At 62.2% G+C, this 4,420-nt stretch carries 4 protein-coding genes; 1 reads left to right on the top strand and 3 read right to left on the bottom strand.

The annotated features are described in order from the left end of the window. On the bottom strand, positions 1 to 1,382 hold a 1,382-nt coding region (locus AC0AP0_RS09475), incomplete at its 3' end, for a bifunctional shikimate kinase/3-dehydroquinate synthase (RefSeq protein ID WP_490430281.1). A 13-nt stretch (positions 1,383 to 1,395) separates the two neighbouring features. Next, positions 1,396 to 2,589, bottom strand: a complete 1,194-nt coding sequence (gene aroC, locus AC0AP0_RS09470; protein ID WP_463603050.1) for a chorismate synthase — start codon at positions 2,587 to 2,589, stop codon at positions 1,396 to 1,398. Between the two features lie 62 nt (positions 2,590 to 2,651). Between aroC and AC0AP0_RS09465 the strand changes: the two genes are divergently transcribed. Further along, positions 2,652 to 3,125 (top strand): peptidase A24, encoded by a 474-nt coding sequence (locus AC0AP0_RS09465; RefSeq protein WP_463603049.1) that lies wholly within the window; start codon positions 2,652 to 2,654, stop codon positions 3,123 to 3,125. A 51-nt stretch (positions 3,126 to 3,176) separates the two neighbouring features. Here AC0AP0_RS09465 and mltG read toward each other — a convergent pair whose 3' ends face one another. Further along, the gene (gene mltG / locus AC0AP0_RS09460; RefSeq protein WP_490430280.1) at positions 3,177 to 4,373 is read right to left on the bottom strand and encodes an endolytic transglycosylase MltG; all 1,197 of its coding nucleotides are present in this window, start codon (positions 4,371 to 4,373) and stop codon (positions 3,177 to 3,179) included. Between the last annotated feature and the right edge of the window lie 47 nt (positions 4,374 to 4,420).

Raw genomic sequence — 4,420 nt, 5'->3', positions numbered from 1 at the left:
CTGGCCAGCTCGGCTGCGAAGACCATGCCCACGGACACGGCCTGACCATGCCGCCAGGTGAAGTGTTCGATCTTCTCGATGGCGTGGCCCAGGGTGTGACCATAGTTGAGGAACTCCCGCAAGCCGGATTCCTTGAGGTCCACTGAGACGTGCCGGGCCTTGACCTCTACAGTGCGTTCGATCAGATCCTGGACCACCGTGCCCAACCACTGGTCGGACTCCTGCCCATCGAAGGAACGAAGGGAGTCGGCCCGCTCCTCAAGTTCACTCAGAATGCCGCCGTCCATGATGAAACCAGACTTGGCCACCTCGCCCAGGCCCTCTACAAAAATCTCATTGGGCAGAGTCCGCAGGGTTCGCAGATCAGCCAGGACACCGGCAGGGGTATAGAAGCTGCCGACCAGATTCTTGCCCTGCTCCAGGTTGATGCCGGTTTTGCCTCCGGTAGAGGCATCGACCATGGCCAGCAGAGAGGTCGGACAGTTCACATAACGGATACCTCGCATCCAGGTGGCGGCGATGAACCCAGCTTGGTCTGTAGCCGCTCCCCCACCTAGTCCTACAACCGCGTCGGAACGGGTGAAACCCTCGGTGGCAAGGCGCTCCCAGATCCCCTGGCTGACCTGAATGGTCTTGCCTGCCTCCGCATCGGGAATGGTCAGATCTACCACTTGATACCCGGCCTGACGGAGGAGGGCACGGGCATGGTCCGAATGGCGCTGGACGGGCTGGGTGTGAATCAGGGCCACGCGCATGGCCTGGTCTCCAAGCATCTCATGCAGCCGCCCGGTCACCCCTGCGCCGATCCTTACATCGTAGGGGTCGGGACCGCTGACGTGAACCACCCGCTCGGTCAAGGCATCGGCCAGCCGTCGGGCCAGGGCCCGGGGGGTGGTGTTCTTCGATTTGAGGGTGATGGTGGCCAGCTCCCGGTAGACGCTGCGGCGCTCATGATAGAGGGCCATCCAGCGCTCCGATGCGGCACCGCGAAGAAGGGGGCGATGATCCGACCGAACCGCCCGACTGACCCCCTCCTCGGGGTCGATCTGCAGGTAGACCACAGCTCCGCCTGCCCGCCGATATTCCTGCAGCGCCTGAAAGACCTCGGTGCTCATTGGAGCACCTCCTCCCAGGGACAGGATTCCACCAGAAAAGTCCTTCAGCAGGTCCAGAATCACCCTGGTCTCCATGTCACGAAAAGCCTGCTCGCCCTGAGTGTCGAAGATCTCGCTGACCGATTGGCCTGCCTCTTCCTCGATACACTGGTCTGTATCTCTGAAAGGAGCCTTTATCAGGGCGGCTGTCTCCCTGCCCAGACGGGTCTTGCCCGCACCGGGCATGCCGATGACGATGGCCTTGGGCATGCTGCTGCTTTCAATCATGCAAGACCGCCCCTCACCGCAGATGCTCGGGCCAGGACTGAAGGTAGGCCTGAGCATTGCGCCGAACCTCTTCGAGCGAGTCACCGCCGAATTTCTCCAAGGCGAATCGAGCCAGGGTCAGGTTCATCATGGCTTCGCCGATCACAGCAGCGGCAGGCACGGCAGTCACATCGGAACGCTGATGGATGGCCTGGGCGGGCAGGCCGGTGGCTACATCCACCGTGCGCAGAGCCCGCGGCACCGAGGAGATGGGCTTCATGGCAGCCCTCACCCTGATGGGCTGGCCGTTGGACGTGCCACCCTCCAGACCGCCTGCACGGTTGCTGAGCCTGCGGATGGTGCCGTCCGGACCAGGTTCCATCTCGTCATGGGCTTGCGATCCAGGACGATCAGCCTCGCTGAATCCATCGCCGATCTCCACGCCCTTGATGGCCTGAATGCCCATGAAAGCGCTGGCCAGGGCCGCATCCAGACGCCGGTCGTCCTCCACATAAGTGCCCAGGCCTGCAGGCACGCCATAAGCTATGACCTCGAAGACCCCACCGGCGGTGTCGCCGTCCTTCTTGATCTGATCGATTCTGGCCATCATCCGCTTCTCAGCGTCCTTGTCCAGGGTCCTGACCGGCGAGGCATCCAGGGCAGGTCCGTCCTCAGGGCGGGGCGTGACTTCATGACCTTCCGAGCCGACACCGGCTATGGAGATGACATGGGAGACGGTTTGTATGCCCAGAGCTTGCTCCAGAAAGTCGGCAGCCACCGATCCCAGGGCAACCCGGGAGGCGGTCTCCCTGGCCGAGGAACGCTCAAGGACCGGACGCGCATCCGTAAACCCATACTTGCGCATACCGGTCAGATCGGCGTGGCCGGGCCTGGGTCTGGTCAGTGGTGCATTGCGACCGGTGGCCGGGGGCTCCTGATCGGCAGGCAGCTCGTCCACACTCATGACCTGCTCCCACTTGGGCCACTCAGTGTTGCCGATCTCGATGGCCACTGGCGAACCGAGCGTCCGTCCATGCCTGACACCGGTCAGCAGTCGCACCCGGTCCTGTTCAAAGCCCATCCTGGCCCCGCGACCATAGCCCAACCGACGGCGAGCAAGGGCCGATTCAATATCCTTGGTGGACACGGCAACCCCGGCGGGCAGACCCTCCATCATGGCCACTAGGGCCTCTCCATGGGATTCCCCTGCCGTCTGCCAGCGCAACATATTCAAGCTCCTCGTTCGTTCATCGTTTGCCAGGTTAGGGCTACGTATGATTATCTTAGAAGATGGTCTACCTCATCCCAGCACCTGGACTGCTGACCGCCCTCCTCCTGGCCCTGATCGACATCCGCTCCCGGCGAGTCCCACGTCTTCTGGTGCTCTTGGGACTGGTGTTGCAGACCGTGATCCTGCTGGCATTTGCGCTGATCCAAGGTCGGCCGATGCTGCTCGCGCAGTGCCTGCTATTGACTCTGACCTCTGCAGGCCTTCAGTTTTTGCTGGCCCTGGTCCGACCCGGCGCCCTGGGACTGGGCGACGTGACCGCAACGGGTCTGGTCGCCCTGAGCCTGTCAGTTCTGGGATGGACAACCATCCTGGTTTGGTGGCTGATGATGGGGCTGCTGGGGCTGGTCGCACTGGCCCTGGTCTGGTTGGCTCGCCGCCGCAGACCCGACAGAACAAACAACCCTCTCTCGCTGGCCTACGTCCCGGTCATCCTAGCTGCAGCGGTAACGGCCTTAATCATTAATGCCTTCTAGTGCCGTATGCATCTGGCTAGCAATCGTGGCCCTGAAATCCAGGGAAAAGCGCTACTCGCCCTGCTGGTTGTGCTGGGACTCCCAGGCCTTGTACTCCTTGACATCCCGGTTGAACTGATCCTGGTTGTCGCTGAACCTGGTCTCTCCCGTATCCATGTTGACAGTGACGAAATAGAGCCAGTCGCCCGTCTCAGGGTGCATGGCAGCCTGGATGGCCTCGTCTCCAGGGCTGCCGATGGGGCCTGGGGGCAGACCAGGATGGACCCTGGTGTTGTAAGGGTCGTCGGCGTTCTTCAGCATGGCGTCGGTCAGCTTCAAAGCGGAGACATTATTGGAGTACGCCACGGTGCTGTCCATGCCCAGGGGCATTCCCTTGGCCAATCGGTTTTCGATGACCCTGGCCACCTTGCTGTAATACTCCGACTTGTTGACCTCAGCCTCGGTGATGGAGGCCGTGTTGAGTATGGTCTGCCGATCCTGACCACCGGGCACGCCCAACTGGTTCAGGTGCTCGATTCGCTTGGACACCAGATTGCTCAGGATGGCCTTGGCCGACCCAGCTTTGCGCACATCGTACTCACCAGGCTGCAGCCACCCCTCGAAGTTGCCCTGTGCCTCCTGGGGCAGGATGCCCTCGCCCTTGGCCTGAATCAGGGCGTCGAATTCGCTCTGTGGAACACCGGAAAGCTGAGCGGCCCGGGCGACCACTTCGCGGACCCGTTCGCCGGCCCTCACCTGCAGGAAGCCTCCAGCCTTGCTTTGGTCGGTCAGAATGGCAACCACATCCGAGGCCTTCATCCGCAGACGCAGATCAAAAACGCCTGGCAGGAGCCTGGATTCGGACTGGGTGCTGGCGATGGCATGCAGGAAGGCAGCCGTGGACTTGACCACCCCGGCCTTGACCAAATTGGCACCTACCTGATCAGCACCCTGACCGCTCTCGACCGTGAACTCCAGAGGCTGTCCGCCGGGACCTGGATAGTCGGGGGCGACCTCCTTGGTGGCTACGATCCTGGGGGCGCCATGACGCAGCCCGCCTACCAGAATCACCACGCATGAGGTGGCCAGCACAACAGCCAGGGCGATGATAACGATCATGATCTGCTTGCGATGCTTGCGCCTTTCGCGCCGACGGCGCATTTCACGGCGCGAATGAGGAGGACGCGGCGGCATGGCGGAAACCGGGGCCTGCCCATCGGTAACCCACTGGACTTTGTTCTGGAAGAATTCCTGCATGTCGTCGGCCAATTAGCACTCCTTGTCGGCACGTTGGTCGTCCAGGGCCGACTGCAACA

The sequence above is a fragment of the Bifidobacterium sp. POST2/T3 (B1) genome (assembly GCF_058197115.1).
This window is presented reverse-complemented; position numbering and strand designations above follow the sequence as displayed.

What these genes read in the sequence shown, in the direction of transcription:
- aroC (WP_463603050.1), bottom strand. Translation starts at nt 2,589, where the DNA reads ATGTTGCGCTGGCAGACGGCAGGGGAATCCCATGGAGAGGCCCTAGTG.
- AC0AP0_RS09465 (WP_463603049.1), top strand. Translation starts at nt 2,652, where the DNA reads ATGGTCTACCTCATCCCAGCACCTGGACTGCTGACCGCCCTCCTCCTG.